Here is a 16,368-nt window from a genome sequence, read left to right as displayed (position 1 = left end):
CCATGGGGTGGTTCTCCGGCGCGGTGGCGTGGGTCCGCTCGCGGATCGGGGGCCAGCCGCGGCCCGAGCCGCCGGCGCCCGGCCAGCCGGCGACGGTCGACGCGCTCGTCGAGCGGATGCACGAGATCGACCGCGCGCTGCCCGGGAGCGACGGTGTCGTGGCCTTCAACCGGATGTACCTCCGCGTCACCGAGCTCGTCCGTGACCGGCTCGTCGAGGGGTGGTTCGGCAACCCGGCCTTCGTGACGCGGCTCGACCTCGTCTTCGCCGGGCTCTACCTCGACGCGGTCGGCGCGGGCACTCCCGACCCGTCGTGGGCGCCGCTCTTCACGTGCCGGCTCGAGCAGGGCCGGGTGCCGATCCAGTTCGCGCTCGCCGGGATGAACGCCCACATCAACCACGACCTGCCGCTGGCCGTCGTCACGACGTGCCGCCAGCTGGGCCTGTCGCCGGACAGCCCCGGGGTCGAGGACGACTACCACCGGGTCAACGACCTGCTCGCCGCCGTCCAGGAGGACGTGCGCCGATCGTTCCTCGACGGCATCGCGCTCACCGTCGACGAGCAGTACGCCGGCCCGGTCGCCAACCTCGTCAGCGGCTGGAGCATCGCGCGCGCCCGCGACGCCGCGTGGACGAACGCCCGCGTGCTGTGGTCGCTGGAGGGCGTCGAGCCGTTGCGCACCGACTTCCTCGCCACCCTGTCGCGCACCGTGGGGATGGCCGGGCGCTACCTGCTGACGCCGGTCGCCGACCTCGCCCCGTGAGGGAGCGAGGCCGGCGAGGTCAGGCGGCGACCGGCGCCGGGTCCGGTTCGAGCGACGGCTCGGCGGCGGCTCGGTGTGCAGCCTCCCGACGCTCCTCGACGCGGCGGTCCCGGAGCGCGGCGCGCAGGCGCCACGCGCCGTAGACGGCGACGAGGCTGATGACGAGGTGCAGACCGAGGAAGCCGTTGGCGAGCCCCATCCCGAGCAGGGCGCCGGCGACGAGCGGCCCGACGGCCGAGAAGGTCGTCTGGATCGCCGTGAACGTGCCCAGCGTCGTGCCGACGAGCCCGCGGGGAGCGAGGCTCGCGGTGAGCGGGTTGAGCACGGGTGCGTACATCGTCTCGCCGACGGCGAAGATGCCGAACGTCGTGACGAAGAGGGCCGAGGCGACCTGCGGCGTGAGCTGCGCGACCGAGAGGACGACCCACGACAGGGTCCAGATGGCGCCGACGACCATGAGCAGGCTGGCCGCGTTGCGGCGCGCGGTGACCCGCACGACGACGACCTGCAGGGCCACGATGACGACGCAGTTGACGGCGGCCGCGAGACCGATGGCGGACTCGTCGACGTCGAGGACGGTGAGGGCGTATGCCGGCAGGCCGGACTCGAACTGCGCGTAGAAGCCGAGGGCCAGGGCCACCGCGACGACCGCGGTCCAGCGCAGGGCCGGCACGGCGAAGATGCGGCGCAGGGCCTCCATCGTGCCGAGCTGCGTCTCCGCCTCGCCGGCGGCGAGGTCGGGGGCCACCTCGCTCGGGGCGCCGATGCCGGCGACGTGGATGAGGACGGCCGAGATCGCGAAGCCCGCACCCGCCGCGATGAACGCGAACGTCATGCCGTCGGCGCGCGAGAGGTCGACGAACTGGCCGGCGACGAAGGCGCCGAGGGCCATGCCGATGGCCTCGGCCGTGAACTTGTAGGCGAAGACCTTGCGACGGTCGTCGCTCCCGGCCCAGCGCAGCACGAGCACCGACGCGGCGGGGCCGGCTGCGGTCAGGCCGAAGCCGAAGACGAACATGCCGACGAGGAAGGCCGGCGCCGACCCGGCCCAGACGAGGCTGCCGACGCCGACGGCGGCGAGCAGCTTGGCCACGACGGCGACGGTGACCGGGTTGAAGCGGTCGCTGAGGCGCCCGGCGAACGGTGCAGCGACGAGCGCGCCGACCGAGAAGAGCGTGCTGGCCAGGGCGGCGGCGAGCGCGCCCCATCCGCGGGTGTTGGCCGCATACGCGTACTGGTAGGGCAGCACGGTGCCCCATCCGAGCATGCCGATGGACGACGCGAGGATGAGCAGCTTGGTGCGCATGGGTTTCACACCCTTTCCGGGATGGGGAGGCGGACTCCGGGAGTCAACGCAGCTTCGGTATCGAATATTTCGTCATCGAAGTTCGATTTCGAAAGACTAGCACCAGCCCCCACGGGTGCGACAATGCCTTTCCATGGCAGCGAAGCGACGACGGACCGCCCAGCAGGAGCACGCGGCCGACGTCTCCACCTACGTCGCCGCCGGTGGTGAGGAGTCGGTCCAGCGCGTCATCACCGCCGTGTACGCCGTGACGAAGAAGCTCGACCAGTGGTACGTCCGCCAGTTCGCCGACCTCGACCTGACCCAGGGGGAGTGGTCGGTGCTCGCCTCCCTGGCCCGCGCGGGCGACACCTGCCTCACCCCGAGCCAGCTCGCCGACCTGTCCAACGTGGCGCCCTCGTCGATGACCCACCGTCTCGACAAGATGGCCGGGCGCGGACTGCTGCAGCGGCGGCCCGACGAGTCGAACCGCACCCGCACGCTCGTCTCGCTGACGAAGGACGGGTGGGCCCTCTTCAGCGCGGCCGTCCGCGAGTCCAACGTCGTCGAGAGCGACACGCTGCGCGACCTGTCCGACGCCGAGCGCCACGAGCTCGCGCGGCTCCTCGAGATCGTCATCGCCGGCCTCGACGAGATCGACGCCTGACCGACGAGTGGCTGGAGGCGTAGCGTCGCCGGCATGAACCAGAACGGGCAGCCGGTCGCCCTCGTCACCGGAACCTCCTCGGGCATGGGCCTGCACACCGCGGTCGAGCTGGCCCGTCGTGGCCTCGTCGTCGTCGCGACGATGCGTGACACCTCCCGCGCGGCCGCCCTCACCGACGCCGCGGTCGAGGCTGGGGTCGAGCTCGACGTGCGCGCCCTCGACGTCACCGACCACGACGCCGCGCGGACCTGCGTCGAGGGGGTGCTCGCCGACCACGGCCGCATCGACGTGCTCGTCAACAACGCCGGCCGGGGCGCCGTCGCGACCGCCGAGCAGCTGAGCCTCGACGAGATTCGCGCGCAGCTCGAGGTCAACTACCTCGGCCCGGTCGCCCTGACCAAGCTCGTCCTGCCGCCCATGCGCGCGGCGGGCCGCGGCACCGTGCTCACCGTGACGAGCGTCGGCGGCGCCGTCGGGCAGCCCTTCGCCGACGCCTACTGCGGTGCGAAGTTCGCCGTCGAGGGCTTCATGCAGTCGCTCGCCGTCGTCATGCTCGCCCACGGCGTGCACGTGTCGGTCATCGAGCCGGCCGCCGTGGCGAGCGACTTCGTCGGCAACGTGGCCCGCCCCGAGGTCGCCGGGGCCGCCGGGGGCGCCGACACCGCCGACCCGTATGCCGCCCAGCTCGACGCCTACCTCGCGCGCTCCGCCGGGGCCTTCGCGAACGCGCAGTCCTCGCAGGACGCCGCCGTGGCGATCGCCGACGCCGCGACGTCGGCCGAGCACCGCTTCCGCTGGCAGACCTCGGAGGGCGCGACCGCCTTCGTCGGCATGTCGCTCGCCGACACGGACGGCAGCCGCGTGCTCGGCGTGACCCGGTCCTGGATCGAGTGAGCTCCTCGTTAGAGTCGGCCCCGTGAGCTACCGCAGGCCCGTCCCGACGATCGGTGACCCGTCGTCGGCCGCCGAGCGGGCCCAGGCGCCCGACGCGTGGGCGCTGCGCGACGACCTCGCCTCGCTCGAGCGGGTCGTCGGCGCTCGCCGCGACATCCGCCGCTTCAGACCCGACCCCGTGCCCGACGACGTGCTCACCGCGGTGCTCACGGCCGGTCACCTCGGTCCGTCGGTCGGGCACAGCCAGCCGTGGCGCTTCGTCGTCGTCACCGAGGCCGCGATCCGTGACACCGCCGCCCTCATGGCCGACCGGAGCCGCCTGCGCCAGGCCGCCGGGATGACGGAGGAGTCGGCGCGCGGCCTGCTCGACCTGCGCCTCGAGGGCATCCGGGAGGCGCCCGTCGGCGTCGTCGTCGCGTGCGACCGCCGCACCCCGGCCGCCGGGGTGCTCGGTCGGGCCACCTTCCCCGACGCCGACCTCTGGTCGTGCGCGGCGGCCATCGAGAACATCTGGCTGACGGCCCGGGCCCACGGCCTCGGTCTCGGCTGGGTCACCCTCTTCGAGCCGGCCGAGCTCGCCGACCTGCTCGGCCTGCCCGACGGCGTCGAGACCCTCGGTTGGCTCTGCCTCGGCTGGCCCGACGAGCGGCCGCCCGAGCCCGGCCTCGAGCGGGCCGGCTGGAGCAGGCGCCTCCCGCTCGAGCAGGTCGTCATGCGCGAACGCTGGACCGAGCGCGACGCCCCGCCCTCCCACCTGCGTGCGCCGGAGCCGGCCGACGTCGTCGCCGCCCGCGACCGCTCCGACGACCTCCTCACGGTGCCGGGCTCGCTCGGGGTCCTCGACACCGTCCTCGACCGCGTCACCGCGCTCGCGGCCGTGGACGGTCGGGGCACCCTCGTCGTCGCGGCCGCCGACCATGCCGTGACGGCATACGGCATCTCCGCCTTCGACCCGACGGTCACTGCCGACGTCGCTCGCGCGACCCGTGAGGGCACGTCGATGGGGGCTGTCGCGGCTCGCGCTGCGGGCCTCGACGTTGAGTTCATCGACGCCGGGATCGGTTGCAGCAGAGGCGATCTCGTCACCTCCGATGCACTCGATGAGGTGGCGTATGCCGCCCTGCTCGCCCTCGGTCGCGACCGCGGTCGCGCGCTGGCGGGCGCCGGACCCGTGGCGCTCGGCGAGGTCGGTGTCGGCAACACGACCGTGGCGGCCGCACTCGCCGCAGCCCTGCTCGACGTGCCGGCCGACGACGTCGTCGGCCGCGGGTCGTCCGCCGACGCCGCGATGCTCGACCGCAAGCGCGACGTCGTGACGCAGGCGCTCGCCCGGGTCGGGCGGGTCGGCCCCGACGAGGCCGTCCGTCGCCTCGGCGGGGGAGAGCTCGCCGTCCTCACCGGGATCGTGCTCGGGGTGGCCGAGTCCGGAGGGGTCGTGGTGCTCGACGGCCTCGCCACGTCGGTGTGTGCGCTCGCCGCCGTGCGCCTCGAGCCGGCGGTCGCGGCGCACCTCGTCGCCGGCCAGCGGTCACGTGAGAAGGCCCACGCCCTCGTGCTCCGCGAGCTGGGTCTCGAGCCCCTCCTCGACCTGCGGATCCGTGCGGGCGAGGGCGTCGGTGCGGCCCTCGCGACCGGCCTCGTCAAGGACGCGCTGGCGCTGCGGACCGGCGTCGCGCGCACCTCCACGGTTTGAGTCCGACGGCGGGACCCCTCTAGTTTTGTGTGGTTGTCCAACCATCGAACTGCCCCCACGAGGGGCTGGGAGACTCGCATGACCACACAGACCCAGGACCGACCACCGACTCCCGACTCGGGCGCCAGCGCCGACGACCGGGCCTTCCTCGGGCACCCCAAGGGACTGTCGACCCTCTTCTTCGTCGAGCTGTGGGAGCGCTTCTCCTACTACGGGATGCGCGCCATCCTGCTCTACTTCCTCATCGACACCGTGGCCAACGGCGGCCTCGGCATCGACGAGACCACCGGCACCGCCGTCGTCGCGATCTACGGCGCGTCCGTCTACCTCCTGTCGATCATCGGCGGCTTCACCGCCGACCGGCTCTTCGGCGCCCGCCGCTCGACGCTCTACGGCGCGGTCGTCATCATGGCCGGCCACGTCTGCCTCGCCGTCCCGGCCGCGGCGACCGCCTGGCTCGGCATCGCGCTCGTGGCCCTCGGCACCGGTCTGCTCAAGCCCAACGTCTCCGCCATGGTGGGCACGCTCTACAAGCCCGAGGACGCACGTCGCGACGGCGGCTTCTCGATCTTCTACATGTCGATCAACATCGGCTCGTTCTTCTCGCCGCTCGTCGTCGGGTGGCTGCGTGAGCACTACGGCTACCACGCCGGCTTCTCGGCCGCGGCCGTCGGCATGGCCATCGCCATCGTGTGGTTCGTCCTCGGTCGCAAGGCCCTCGGCCCCGCTGTCGACGACGTGCCCAACCCGCTCTCGCCCGAGGAGCGCGGCCGCGTGTCGGCCCTCGCCGTCGGCGCCGTCGTCGCCTTCGCGGTCATCGTCGTGCTCGCCGGCCTGTGGCGCGACACCGTCCTCGACCAGGTCATCGACGCGATCTCGATCGTCGCCGTGCTGACGCCCATCGCGTACTTCACGATGATGTTCCGCAGCCCCAAGGTCGAGCGCGAGGAGAAGTCGCACCTCGCCGCCTACCTCCCGCTGTGGATCGGCGCGATGCTCTTCTGGATGATCTTCGAGCAGGCCGCCGGCAAGATGGCGATCTTCGCCGCCGAGAACACCGTCAAGGAGACGGCGGGCATCACCATCAACCCCGAGTGGTTCCAGTCGATCAACCCGCTCGCCATCGTCCTGCTCGCGCCGGTCTTCGGCTGGATCTGGACCAAGCGCGCCGGACGCTCGCCCTCGACGCCGATGAAGTTCGTCCTCGGTGTCACGATCATCGGCCTCTCGGCCCTCGCCATGTCGTGGGCCTTCGCGACGTTCCAGGACAACACGGCGCCCGTCTACATCCTCGGCGGCGTCTTCGTCATGCAGACCGTCGCCGAGCTGTGCCTCTCGCCGGTGGGACTCTCGGCCACGACCCGTCTCGCGCCGCGCGCCTTCGCGAGCCAGGCCATGGCGCTGTGGTTCCTCGGCAGCGCCGCGGGCCAGGCCATCGCCGCGCAGCTCATCCAGGCGATGGGCGGCCTCAGCGACGCGGTGTACTACCTCGTCAACGGCGTCATCACCCTCGTCGTCGCCGGCGTGCTCCTGGCGCTCGTGCCGTGGATCCGTCGCAAGATGTCGACGGCCGAGCTGCACGCCACCGACCGCGTCGCCAGCAGCGACCGCGCCGACAGCGTCTCGGTGCACTGACGTGATCGTCAGCCTCGCCGGCGTCACCCCGGTGGTCCACGAGACCGCCTGGGTGGCGCCGAGCGCCGACCTCGTCGGGGCCGTCGACCTCCGCGCGGGCTCGAGCGTCTGGTACACCGCCGTGCTCCGTGCGGACTTCGACCCGATCGTGCTCGGCGAGGGCAGCAACCTGCAGGACGGTGTCGTCGTGCACACCGATGCCGGACACCCGACGAGCATCGGCGCCGGCGTGTCGGTCGGCCACCGTGCCATCCTCCACGGCTGCACCGTCGAGGACGACTGCCTCGTCGGGATGGGTGCCATCGTGCTCAACGGAGCACGCATCGGCGCGGGCAGCCTCATCGCCGCGGGCGCCGTCGTGCCCGAGGGTGCCGTCATCCCGCCCCGGTCGCTCGTCGCCGGCGTGCCGGGGAAGATCCGCCGCGAGATCGACGAGCCGGGGCTCGCGCGCATCCGCGCCAACGCCGAGGTCTACGTCGAGCTCGCCCGCCGCCACCGCGACGCCACCAGCGCCTGAGCGCGCGCACGCGCGGCGGCGGGCCACCCGGCATACCCTCCGCTGGATGGAGGTGATGTCGCGAGCGATGTCGGTGCCGGCATCACCTCGAACGGCGGTTCAGCGGAGGAGCAGGACCGCGGCGACGACGCCTGCGACGACGACGAGCACCCGGAAGAGGGTCGGCGGCAGGCGGCGTCCGACGCGGGCGCCGACGTAGCCGCCGACGACCGAGCCGGCCGCGAGCAGCCCGATGGCCTGCCAGTCGAGGTCGGCGACGGCGATGAAGATGAGCCCGGCGACGACGTTGCCGGCGAAGATCGCGAGGGTCTTGAGGGCGTTGACGACCCGCAGGTCGATGTCGAGCCCGAGCCCGAGGACGGCGACCATCATGACGCCGGAGCCCGCCCCGAAGTAGCCGCCGTAGACGCCGGTCAGCAGGGCGAAGAAGGTCGTCACCGGTCCCATCCGGGTGCGTGGCCCGACGTCCTTGCCGCCGCGCGACCGGAGCCAGCGGGCGACCCACGGCTGCACGCCGACGAGCAGGCAGGTGAAGAGGATGAGCCACGGCGCGACGGCCTCGAAGACGCTGGACGGCAGGGCCAGCAGCAGCACCGCGCCGCCGACGGCACCCAGCGCGCACGTGACGACGACGGTCCACGTGATGCGCGGGTGCTCGCGCAGCTCGGCCCGGTAGCCGAACGACCCGCTGAGGCCCGCGGGCACGAGGCCGACGGTGTTGGAGGCGTTGGCCACGACGGGTGGCAGCCCGACGGCGAGCAGGACGGGGAAGCTGAGCAGCGAGGCCACCCCGACGGTCGTGGTGAGGATGCCGGCGCCGAGACCTGCGCCGAGGACGGCGAGCATCTCGAGGGGCGTCACGACCCGTCTCGCAGCACCGCCACGTCACTGACCATGACGACGTGGGCGTGCATCGCCGCGGCGGCCGCCTCCGGGTCGCCGGAGCGGATGGCGTCGGCGATGGCGCGGTGCCCGACGAGCGAGTCGGCAGGGCGGCCGGGCTGGCTCAGCGACTCGATGCGGGTCTCGCGCACGAGGTCGCGGATCTCGTCCATGAGCCGGGCGAGCAGCAGCGAGTGGGCGGCGGCGGTGACGGCGCCGTGGAAGCGCTCGTCGCCCTCGACCCCGCGCCCGCCGGCCTCGACGTCGCGGGCCATCTCCTCGATGGCCTCGTCGATGCGGGCGAGGTCGTCGGCCGTGCGTCTGGCTGCGGCGAGGGCGGCGATCTTCGTCTCGAGGGCGTCACGCGTGTCGATGATCTCGGGCAGCCGGTGGGCGTGCGCGCGGATGGCCTCGACGATCCGCCGCGGTCCGGGGGCGTCCGACAGGACCGTGCCGTCGCCGTGCCGGACCGTGACGACACCGATGACCTCGAGCGCGACGAGGGCCTGGCTGAGTGTGGCGCGGCTGACGCCGAGGCGCTGGGCGAGCTCGCGCTCGGGAGGCAGCCGGTCGCCCGTCGTGAGACCGTTCGACTCGATCCACGCGGTGATCTGCTCGGCCACCTGCTCGTAGAGCCGGGTGCGCGTGAGGCGGGACATGCCCGATGTCGACATGGGGTCACTCTATTGACAGTCGGCCCATTGACCTATTGGCTAGGCCACTGAGCCAGCCATGAGCCTCGTCACAAGGGCGTGGAACCAGGCGCGCTGGCCGCGACCGACGGAGGACACGCATGGGACCGGAATGGGTCTCGATCATCGCGCTCGTCGCACTCTTCGTGATCGGCACGCTGCTGCCGATCAACATGGGAGCCCTCGCCTACGTGGCGGCCTGGCTCGTCGGGGTCTACTCGCTCGGCCTCAGCGAGAAGGAGATCCTCGGCGGCGTCAGCGGTGACCTCATCCTCACCCTGATCGGGGTCACGTACCTCTTCGCCATCGCCAAGAACAACGGCACCGTCGACCTCATCGTCAGATCCGCGGTCAAGGCGGTCGGCGGGCGCGTGGCGCTCATCCCGTGGGTGATGTTCTTCGTGACGGCGCTGCTCACCGCCATCGGCGCTGCGAGCCCTGCGGCCTGCGCCATCATCGGCCCGATCGCCCTCGGCTTCGCCGGGCGCTACAAGATCAACCCGCTCCTCATGGGCATGTTCGTCGTGCACGGCGCCCAGGGCGGCGGCTTCTCGCCGATCAGCATCTACGGCACGATCACGAACTCCGTCATGAAGGACAACGGCCTCCCGTCGAGCGAGATGACCGTCTTCCTCGCGAGCCTGGCGGTCAACGTCCTCATGGCCGTCATCCTCTTCCTCGTCCTCGGTGGCCGGCGCCTCATGAACCAGCGCGCCGACGACCTCGACGACGTCGACGGCCCGATGGGCGGCGACTCGATCTCCGAGGACCTCCACCGCGGCGGCGTCGGCGTCGCCACGCGCGGTACCGGCACGATGACCGCGACCCGCACCCAGGCGCTCGGCGTCAAGCGCGACCAGGTGCTGACGCTCGTCGCCTTCACGCTCGTGGCCCTCATCGCGCTGGCCTTCGACAAGAACATCGGCTTCGTCTCGATCACGGCCGCCGTCATCCTCGCGATGTTCGCGCCGACCCAGCACAAGGACGCCATCAAGCAGGTCGCGTGGCCGACCGTCCTCCTCGTCGCGGGCGTGAGCACGTATGCCGCCGTGCTGACCGAGGCGAAGGCGCCCGAGTTCGTCGGCAACTGGGCTGCAGGCCTCGGCGCCGCCGTGATCGGGGCGCTCGTGCTCTGCTACGTCGGCGGCGTCGTCTCGGCGTTCGCGTCGTCGACGGCCCTGCTGCCCGTCATCATCCCGATCGCCGTGCCGCTCATCGCCAACGGCGGCATCGGCGCTGCGGCGTTCGTCGCCGCGCTCGCGATCAGCTCGACGATCGTCGACGTGAGCCCGTTCTCGACGAACGGCGCCCTGATGCTGGCCAACCGGCCCGACAGCATCAGCGAACCGGTGTACTACAAGCAGATCCTCACCTACAGCGTCATCGTGGTCGTCGCCGGCCCGTTGCTCGTGTGGGCCGCCCTGATCCTCCCCGGATGGTGACCGAATGACCGCTCATGGACCCCTCTCCGACATCGTCGTCGTCGACCTCTCGCGTGCCCTCGCCGGACCGCACGCGACGATGATGCTGGCCGACCAGGGCGCGCGCGTCATCAAGGTCGAGGCCCCCGGCCGCGGGGACGACACCCGCGGCTGGGGCCCGCCCTTCGTCGGCGAGGAGGGCGCGCGTGAGTCGACGTACTTCCTGTCGGCCAACCGCAACAAGGAGTCGATCACCCTCGACCTCAAGGACGAGGCGGACCGCGACGTGCTGCTCGCGCTCGTCGACCGGGCCGACGTGCTCGTCGAGAACTTCCGCACCGGTGTGCTCGAGCGGCTCGGCCTCGGCATCGACTCGCTCATGGAGCGCAACCCGCGGCTCGTCGTGCTGTCGATCACCGGTTTCGGCCACGACGGGCCCGAGGGCGGCCGCGCCGGCTACGACCAGATCGCCCAGGGCGAGGCTGGCGTCATGTCGCTGACCGGCTCCGGGCCCGACGACCCGCAGCGCGTCGGCGTGCCGATCGCCGACCTGCTCTCCGGGATGTACGGGGCCTACGGCGTCGTCGCGGCCCTCAACGAGCGGCACCGCACCGGGACGGGCTCCGTCGTGCGCACCTCCCTGCTCGCAGCGGTCGTCGGCGTGCACGCGTTCCAGGGCACGCGCTGGACCGTGGCCGGAGAGGTCGGCCGATCGGCCGGGAACCACCACCCGTCGATCAGCCCGTACGGCCTCTTCCACTGCCGCGACGGCTTCGTCCAGATCGCCGTCGGCAGCGAGGGCCTCTGGCAGCGGCTCTGCGCGGCGTTCGGCCTCGACCCGGCCGCCGAGGGACTCGCGACGAACGCCGAGCGCGTCGCCGAGCGCGAGCGGGTCATCGAGGTCGTCGAGGCGGCCTTCGCCGACTGGGACGCCGAGCCGCTGCTCGCCCGGCTCGCCGAGGTCGGCGTGCCCGCCGGCAAGGTGCGCAGCCTCGACGAGGTGTATGCGTGGGACCAGACCGCGAGCCAGGGCCTGCTCGTCGAGGTCGAGCACCCGACCCTCGGGCCGCTGACCCTGCCGGGTCCGCCACTGCGGTTCTTCGACGGAGACGGCACCGAGGTGACGCGCGGCGACCATGACGCACCACCGACTCTCGACGAGGACGGTGCGGCCATCCGCGCCTGGCTCAAGGAGGAGTGATGGCGCGCCGACCGTGGACCGCGCACGAGCTGCTCGACCTCGTGCTCGACTCCGGCTCCTTCGAGTCGTGGGACGAGCCGATCGACATCAGCGGCCAGCCCGAGGACTACCGCCGCCAGCTCGAGGCGGCGGCGGCCAGGGCCGGGACCGACGAGTCCGTGCTCACCGGGCGCGGCCTCGTCCGCGGCCGGCCCGTGGCCGTCGTCGTCAACGAGTTCCGCTTCCTCGCCGGCTCGATCGGTCGGGCCGCGGCCCAGCGGATCACCGCCGCCGTGCGGCGCGCGACCGCCGAGGGTCTGCCCGTGCTCGCCTCGACGGCCTCCGGTGGCACCCGCATGCAGGAGGGGACCCCGGCGTTCATCGAGATGGTCGAGATCTCGCGGGCGCTCATGGCGCACCGCGCCGCCCGGCTGCCCTACCTCGTACACCTGCGGCACCCGACGACCGGAGGGGTGTACGCGTCGTGGGGGTCCCTCGGGCACGTGACCGTCACCGAGCCCGGAGCGCTCGTCGGCTTCCTCGGGCCGAAGGTCTACGAGGCGCTCAACGGCGTGCCCTTCCCGGCCGGCGTGCAGACCGCCGAGAACCTCGCCGCCAAGGGGGTGCTCGACGCCGTCGTGGCCGCCGAGGACCTGCCGATGCTCGTCGACCGGGCCCTGGGCGTCCTCGTCGACGGCCCGACCCTGCCGCGTCTCGACCACCGTGCCGGCGAGCCGAGCCGGCACCTGTCCGCCTGGGAGTCCATCGAGGTCACTCGCCGTCCGGACCGCGCCGGCGTTCGTGAGCTGCTGCGCTACGGCGCGACCGGCACCCTGCGGCTGCGGGGCACCGACGAGGGCGAGCGGGACTCCACGATGCTCGTCGCGCTGACGCGCCTCGACGGACAGCCCTGCGTCCTCGTCGGACAGGACCGGGCGCGGCAGTCGCCGACGTCGCCGATGGGGCCGGGCGCGCTGCGTGAGGCCCGGCGCGCCATGCGCCTCGCCGAAGAGCTGGGTATGCCGCTCGTCACCGTCATCGACACCCCTGGCGCCGAGCTGTCGGCGCACGCCGAGGAGGGCGCGATCGCGGGCGAGATCGCCCGGTGCATCGCGACCCTGACGACGATGACCGTGCCGACGGTGTCGGTCGTCCTCGGGCAGGGTTGCGGGGGAGGGGCACTCGCGCTGCTGCCGGCCCGCGAGGTCATCGCCGCCGAGCACGCCTGGCTCTCGCCACTCCCGCCCGAGGGCGCGAGCGCCATCGTCCACGGCGACGTGTCGCACGCCGCCGAGATGGCCGAGCTCCAGCAGGTGGGCGTCCTCGATCTCGCCGCGCGGGGGATCGTCAGCCGCATCGTGCCCGAGCCTGCCGACGACACGGCCGCCTCGCTGGCGCTCGCGGTCGTCGCCGAGTGCGCGGCCGCGCTGCGTCGCCAGACCCATGGCGAGGCCCACGTCCTCGCCGGCTAGGGCACCCGGAGCGAGGTCGGGGAGAGGAACGGGCGAAGGGGGCTGTCGACGCCCAGGTCGGGCCACCGCCGGGCGACGCCGGCCAGCAGGTCGGCGACCTGGACGCGCGCGTCGTCGCGGGAGTCGACCGTGACGAGCCCGGCGAGCGGTGACACGCCGCCGTGGCCGCCGCCGTGGCCGCCGTCGTCGGTGCCGTCCGACAGGGCCTGCTGGAGGCGGCGGAGCCGGTCGGCGGTCAGGGCGCTCTGCTCGTCATGGACTACGAGCACCTGCCGTCGACCGTCGCTCCACGTGAGGACGGTGTCGGCGAGGGCTGTCAGCAGGGGCTCGAGCGGTGGTGGGATCGTGCGGTCGTCGTGGACGAGCCGCGTCACGACGCCACGCACCCTGGTCCGGGTCAACGCCGCGAGAACGGCCCGGGCCTCGGGGTCCACCCCGGGCGCGAGCGCGTCCCTGGCCTGGAAGAAGGTCTCGAGCACCCTGCGGTCGACGTGGTGTCGGCGCTTGGTGCGGACGAGGTCGACGAAGGCCGCGAGGAAGGCCAGCCACTCCGGTGCGCGTGACCGGCCGCACCGGTGGAGCGCGATGGCGGCGGGTCGCTGGTGCGCCGTCAGGCGGGTGCCGGCCGCCCACGACGGCTCCGAGAGGAAGAGGTCGACGACGCGGGTCGCGAGGAAGTACTCCTTGTCGACGACCTCGACGTGGGCACGGCCCTCGAGGCGCGAGAGCAGCCACACCAGGGCCTCGTCCGCGTGGCGGCCGCGGAGCAGCTGTCCGGACTTGAGCTCGTCGAGGGACCAGCGTGAGTCGCTCCTGAGCGCCTCGACGAGCTCGGTCGCCTCGGTGCGGCTGAGGTCGGTGCTGGCGTGCGTGAACACCGGCGTCGCGGGGTCGAGCAGGTTGCTGCCCGAGAAGCCCGACTCGTCGCAGGCGATCTCGACGACGGCGCCGGCGAGATCGCGTGCGGGCGGCAGGCCGCCCTGCAGGGGAGGTCTCGATGCGCCGGCCACGCGGCCCATGCTCGTCCGGAAGGGGCGGGAGCACCAGTGAATAGAAGCGGTGCCCACGGACGGGCCCCGGCTCGGCTCCCTTACGGTTGGAGGGCCCGTCCGACCGACGGGTCCGTGGGCGGGCGTGACACCTCGCCGGGACCGGAGAAGCCGGGAGAGGCCCGGAGAAGACCAAGAGAGACCAGGAGGTGCCGGTGCGCGGCGACAGGGAGCGGCACCTGACCGCAGGCGCCGGGCTCGACCTCTACGCGGCGGCTGCCGATCTCACCCGGCTCGTGAGCGACCACGTCGTCGGGCTGCTCGCCGGTCGACCGACGCCTGGCTTCCGCCGGCTCGGCGTGGGCATCGACCAGATCGACAAGGGGCTCACGGCCCTCGAGCCCACCGCTCAGCGCAGCGTCTGGACGATGCACCCGATCCTCAGCTACGACCCCGCGAACGAGATGACGCTGCTCGACGACCACACCCGACGCCGAGGCGTCGACATGCGGTGCATCACGACCGAACGCAGCCTGAACCTCTACCCCCTGCTCACCTCGGAGATCCCGCACGTCCGCTTCGGCCCGGCCCGCTCACAGTTCATCCTCGTCGACGAGGCGGTCGCCGTCGTCGGTGGGCCGCACAGCGAAGAGGGCTATCCGACGGCGTGGCTCACGACCCGCGCCGATGTGCTGACGCTCGTCCGAGGCATCTGGGACCTGACCTGGCAGCTGTCGCACCCCGGTGTGCCCGCGGGCCAGAAGCCGCCCTTCACCGCCCGCCAGTGCGAGGTCGCCCGGAGGCTCGTCCTCGGGGCCAAGGACTCGGCCATCGCCCGCGATCTCGCCGTCTCGCTGCGGACCGTCGCCGCCGACGTCTCGGTGCTCATGCACACGCTCGGTGCGGTGTCCCGAGCCGAGACGGCGCACCTGCTCGCGGGTGGGAGCCATCGGCTCGACGCGGCCCGGCTCCGACCGGAGGCGGAGTAGCCGAGCGGCACGCGCTGGAGGGCCTCAGGTCGGGGTGAAGTCGACGAGGTGCAGGTGCAGGTGGCCGCCAGTCGGGGCCGGGTAGCGCCGGCCGAGTCGGGCTGGGGGTCTGCGTCGATGTGGTGCGCCCGGGGCAGAGCTGTGGTCGCCGTGGTCTTCAGCGTCCGGGTCGGGCGCCACATCGGGCGCCAGGGCGAGGCTGGGAGGTTGTCGGGGCGGTTTCTGGGGTGGGCCGATGAGCAGGCCGGTGTCGGTGTGGAAGGTGAGCCCGTCGGGGTGGGTGGGGTCGCCGGTGAGGGTGAACTCGCTGCGGTGGTGTCCGTCGTGGTGGAAGGTGCACAGGGCCAGGAGGTTGCTGGTGTCGGTGGGTCCGCCGTCGCGCCAGTGTCGGAGGTGGTGGATCTCGAGGTGGTGGGTGGAGGCGCAGCCGGGGAAGCGGCAGCCGCGGTCGCGGTCCAGGACCAGGACGCGGGTGCGGTGGGGGACGACGCGGTGGGCGCGGCCGACGTTGACGGGGTGCCCGTCGGTCTCCCAGACCGGGGTGAGCTGTCCGTCGCAGGTCAGCTGGTTGGTGATGTGTTGGGGCAGGCGGGGCCGGCCGGTGAGCCAGCCACCGTCGGTGTCGAGGTGGACCTGCACCCGGTAGCGAGCCCGGCGGGCAGCACCACCTGCCCCGTCACTGCCTGCGGCGTCGAGGGAGCGGGTGGCGAGCACGAGCAGGGCGTCGGCCCACGTGACGCGGGGCCGGCCTCCGTCGGTGCAGTACCGGTCCGGGTGCAGCACGTCCCCGTTGAGGGCCTGCTTCTGCTCGTCGCTCACACCTCGCATCGTCGGCTGNGCGTCGAGGGAGCGGGTGGCGAGCACGAGCAGGGCGTCGGCCCACGTGACGCGGGGCCGGCCTCCGTCGGTGCAGTACCGGTCCGGGTGCAGCACGTCCCCGTTGAGGGCCTGCTTCTGCTCGTCGCTCACACCGCCGTCAGCGTCGCGGGCGCTCTCGGGGGTGACGGTGTGGAAGAGGTGGTCCTTGGCCTCGGCGAGTGCGGCTTCGACGAGGGCGCCGACCTCGGCCGGGGCGTCGTAGCGCAGCCGGAACCGCCCGTCGACGTCGAGGCCCATGCTCAGGTGCGCCGGCTCGACCGGCACCGCTTTCACCTCCGCGTCGCTGTTGGTGACCTCGCCGGGCAGGCCTCGGCCGCGGTCGTCGACGCTGTCGGGTTGGAGGGTGAAGTCGTAGCGGGTGACGGTGCGCTGCAGCTGGGTCACCGTCGCGTGCTGGGCGAACTCCGCG

Annotated in this window: 15 protein-coding genes; 10 read left to right on the top strand and 5 right to left on the bottom strand. The window is 72.9% G+C overall.

Annotated features, from left to right (window positions below; all coding sequences use genetic code 11):
• Positions 1-2 precede the first annotated feature (2 nt).
• A complete protein-coding gene (locus ASH01_RS10890) occupies positions 3-764 on the top strand; it encodes a DUF5995 family protein (protein WP_056775601.1) in 762 nt (253 codons plus the stop codon).
• A 19-nt stretch (positions 765-783) separates the two neighbouring features.
• Here the strand turns inward: ASH01_RS10890 and ASH01_RS10885 are convergent, their stop codons facing one another.
• Positions 784-2,070 (bottom strand): MFS transporter, encoded by a 1,287-nt coding sequence (locus ASH01_RS10885; RefSeq protein ID WP_056775597.1) that lies wholly within the window; start codon positions 2,068-2,070, stop codon positions 784-786.
• 133 nt (positions 2,071-2,203) lie between these two features.
• On the opposite strand from ASH01_RS10885, the gene ASH01_RS10880 reads away from it, so the two are divergent.
• The 5 genes from ASH01_RS10880 to ASH01_RS10860 all read left to right on the top strand — a co-directional run bounded on the left by ASH01_RS10880 (position 2,204) and on the right by ASH01_RS10860 (position 7,455).
• A complete protein-coding gene (locus ASH01_RS10880) occupies positions 2,204-2,716 on the top strand; it encodes a MarR family winged helix-turn-helix transcriptional regulator (RefSeq protein ID WP_056775595.1) in 513 nt (170 codons plus the stop codon).
• 33 nt (positions 2,717-2,749) lie between these two features.
• Positions 2,750-3,610: an SDR family NAD(P)-dependent oxidoreductase gene (locus ASH01_RS10875; protein WP_056775592.1), complete on the top strand. Its 861-nt coding sequence runs from the start codon at positions 2,750-2,752 to the stop codon at positions 3,608-3,610.
• Between the two features lie 22 nt (positions 3,611-3,632).
• Positions 3,633-5,303: a 5,6-dimethylbenzimidazole synthase gene (gene bluB / locus ASH01_RS10870; RefSeq protein WP_056775587.1), complete on the top strand. Its 1,671-nt coding sequence runs from the start codon at positions 3,633-3,635 to the stop codon at positions 5,301-5,303.
• Between the two features lie 78 nt (positions 5,304-5,381).
• Entirely contained in the window at positions 5,382-6,938 is a 1,557-nt protein-coding gene (locus tag ASH01_RS10865) for a peptide MFS transporter (RefSeq protein WP_056775584.1), read from the top strand.
• Between the two features lies 1 nt (position 6,939).
• Complete coding sequence (locus tag ASH01_RS10860) at positions 6,940-7,455, top strand: gamma carbonic anhydrase family protein (RefSeq protein WP_056775580.1); 516 nt, start codon at positions 6,940-6,942, stop codon at positions 7,453-7,455.
• Between the two features lie 99 nt (positions 7,456-7,554).
• On the opposite strand, the gene ASH01_RS10855 is transcribed toward ASH01_RS10860, so the two are convergent.
• Together ASH01_RS10855 and ASH01_RS10850 are read right to left on the bottom strand one after the other, a co-directional pair.
• Complete coding sequence (locus ASH01_RS10855) at positions 7,555-8,316, bottom strand: sulfite exporter TauE/SafE family protein (protein ID WP_056775576.1); 762 nt, start codon at positions 8,314-8,316, stop codon at positions 7,555-7,557.
• Complete coding sequence (locus ASH01_RS10850; RefSeq protein WP_056775573.1) at positions 8,313-9,011, bottom strand: FadR/GntR family transcriptional regulator; 699 nt, start codon at positions 9,009-9,011, stop codon at positions 8,313-8,315. Before ASH01_RS10850 ends, ASH01_RS10855 begins: the two co-directional genes overlap by 4 nt.
• A gap of 119 nt (positions 9,012-9,130) precedes the next feature.
• Here ASH01_RS10850 and ASH01_RS10845 point away from each other — a divergent pair, with 119 nt between their 5' ends.
• The 3 genes from ASH01_RS10845 to ASH01_RS10835 are packed head-to-tail and all read left to right on the top strand — an operon-like array spanning position 9,131 to position 13,102.
• Complete coding sequence (locus ASH01_RS10845; RefSeq protein WP_056775570.1) at positions 9,131-10,471, top strand: SLC13 family permease; 1,341 nt, start codon at positions 9,131-9,133, stop codon at positions 10,469-10,471.
• 4 nt (positions 10,472-10,475) lie between these two features.
• Positions 10,476-11,651 (top strand): CaiB/BaiF CoA transferase family protein, encoded by a 1,176-nt coding sequence (locus tag ASH01_RS10840; RefSeq protein ID WP_056775565.1) that lies wholly within the window; start codon positions 10,476-10,478, stop codon positions 11,649-11,651.
• Positions 11,651-13,102, top strand: a complete 1,452-nt coding sequence (locus ASH01_RS10835) for a carboxyl transferase domain-containing protein (protein ID WP_056775561.1) — start codon at positions 11,651-11,653, stop codon at positions 13,100-13,102. Before ASH01_RS10840 ends, ASH01_RS10835 begins: the two co-directional genes overlap by 1 nt.
• On the opposite strand, the gene ASH01_RS10830 is transcribed toward ASH01_RS10835, so the two are convergent.
• The gene (locus ASH01_RS10830; RefSeq protein ID WP_056775559.1) at positions 13,099-14,121 is read right to left on the bottom strand and encodes a DUF3800 domain-containing protein; all 1,023 of its coding nucleotides are present in this window, start codon (positions 14,119-14,121) and stop codon (positions 13,099-13,101) included. The two genes, ASH01_RS10835 and ASH01_RS10830, sit on opposite strands and share 4 nt — an antisense overlap.
• Before the next feature lie 185 nt (positions 14,122-14,306).
• Between ASH01_RS10830 and ASH01_RS10825 the strand changes: the two genes are divergently transcribed.
• Complete coding sequence (locus tag ASH01_RS10825; protein WP_056775556.1) at positions 14,307-15,080, top strand: helix-turn-helix transcriptional regulator; 774 nt, start codon at positions 14,307-14,309, stop codon at positions 15,078-15,080.
• A gap of 24 nt (positions 15,081-15,104) precedes the next feature.
• On the opposite strand, the gene ASH01_RS24005 is transcribed toward ASH01_RS10825, so the two are convergent.
• Complete coding sequence (locus tag ASH01_RS24005) at positions 15,105-15,908, bottom strand: HNH endonuclease signature motif containing protein (protein WP_443081155.1); 804 nt, start codon at positions 15,906-15,908, stop codon at positions 15,105-15,107.
• Positions 15,909-16,368 lie beyond the last annotated feature (460 nt).

It is taken from the genome of Terrabacter sp. Soil811, assembly GCF_001429655.1.
In the GTDB taxonomy this organism is placed as follows: domain Bacteria; phylum Actinomycetota; class Actinomycetes; order Actinomycetales; family Dermatophilaceae; genus Terrabacter.
The sequence above is the reverse complement of the archived record's forward strand: the minus strand, read 5'-3'. Positions and strand labels throughout refer to the sequence as shown.